Consider the following 1646-nt stretch of genomic DNA (forward strand, 5'->3'; position numbering starts at 1 on the left):
ACTTCAACTCCAGCAATAGACTGAGGCTCACATACAAATAACAATTCATTTATTTCATATTTTTTCACTTCAGAAACAACCTTACTCATAAGCTCTTTAAAGCAACCTTTTTTTCTATACTTAGGCAAAGTATATGCAGATACCTCTGCTTCATTTTTAGTAGGTGCAAATAAAGATATATAGCTTACAAGCTTATTGTCTTTGTAGTAGGCAAAGATATTGTTCATATCAGAATTAAAATTCATACTACTATCTAAAAATACTCCACCCTCTAATTCATCCTGCTTTCTACAAGCTGTTTGCAATTTTTTTATATCTTTTATCATATCCTTATTAGGTCTATTTGTTTGTTTTATTATCATATTACAATCTCCATTCTTTAATCTAAAATGTTAGGCATATCAAAATAAATAATACTCTTTAAACTGTATTATTATCTTAATATGCCTAATTATCTAAGCTAAAATTCTATCTATACATTCTTTTACCGTATCTACATGATTATTTGCTTCAATCTTTACTAAAGCTTCTGCATTGTTAAAGGTAAAGCTATTTTCCGTAATTTTAAACATAGATATATCATTAAAAGAATCACCTATAGTATATAATTTCTCGACATCTCCACCATCTATCTCAAGTACTCTATTGATTCCATTACCCTTAGAGCAATCTTTAGGTGCAATATCTATAAAGTATTGATTTCTAAATACCTCTAATTTATCTTCATACATACAAGCTATTCTATCTCTAATTTCTTGAGCTCTTTGTATGCATCTATCTCTTGTAAATAAACTAATTGTTGTATATTTTCTACTTTCAGTTAAAATATCTTCTCTAGATGCTATCTTTTGAAAATAATTCATATGCTCTTCTATATCATCTGTTGTTATTGGGTCTATTAAATAATTTATATTTTCAGCTTCAAAATGCATACAGCATTTTTCTTCATTCATAAAATTTCTAAGTAAGTCTTGTCCAATATAACTATTTATGTAATTTTCATATACTACATTCTTATCTTTATCCAAAATTATTGAGCCATTACATCCAACTGCATAATCATATTCTATTTCAGGATAATTCTTAAAAGCTTCCTCTATCCCTCTTATGCTTCTACCTGTTGAGACAATAAATTTATAGCCTTTGGCTTTTAATTTTATTATTGCATCTCTATCTTCTTTACTAATTTCACCATTATGGACTAATGTACCATCTAAATCACTAGCTAAATATTTCATATACTACCTCTTATACTTTCGCTTTATTCCACTAATATTATACCACAACTTGTCCATTTCCTATTTTCATAATTTAAAATTAACAAAAAATCTAGGAGTGATTCAATATTACCTATATTATTCAATAAGTGGTGCACGTTACATTACTTGCTTGTTATACAAGTTAGATATCTTAAAGATTAAAGGTTGTTGGCTTTCCAACACCTTTAATCTTTAATTATTGCTAGTATTATTTATTTCTATTTAGTATATTTAATATGAAGAAGCTCATGAGCCTTACCTTTTCCTGGTTCTCCCATAAAGGTATCATACATTTTTTTCATTGAGGCATTATCATGTGATTTTCTCTTTGTAAGTTTTTTATCTTGATTATATAAAACTGACGCTCTCACAGTTCTTATATCCATT

Annotated in this window: 3 protein-coding genes; all 3 read right to left on the reverse strand. The window is 27.5% G+C overall.

Annotated elements, in window-relative coordinates:
- A partial coding sequence (locus ACRC03_RS01625; protein ID WP_438650807.1) for a GNAT family N-acetyltransferase occupies positions 1–362 on the reverse strand: 362 nt, incomplete at its 3' end.
- Positions 363–455: 93 nt separating this feature from the next.
- Complete coding sequence (locus ACRC03_RS01630) at positions 456–1238, reverse strand: Cof-type HAD-IIB family hydrolase (RefSeq protein WP_438650808.1); 783 nt, start codon at positions 1236–1238, stop codon at positions 456–458.
- 239 nt (positions 1239–1477) lie between these two features.
- A complete protein-coding gene (locus tag ACRC03_RS01635; protein WP_438650809.1) occupies positions 1478–1645 on the reverse strand; it encodes an iron hydrogenase small subunit in 168 nt (55 codons plus the stop codon).
- Position 1646 lies beyond the last annotated feature (1 nt).

This window comes from Romboutsia sp. (assembly GCF_051659545.1).
In the GTDB taxonomy this organism is placed as follows: Bacteria; Bacillota; Clostridia; order Peptostreptococcales; family Peptostreptococcaceae; genus JBOFOR01.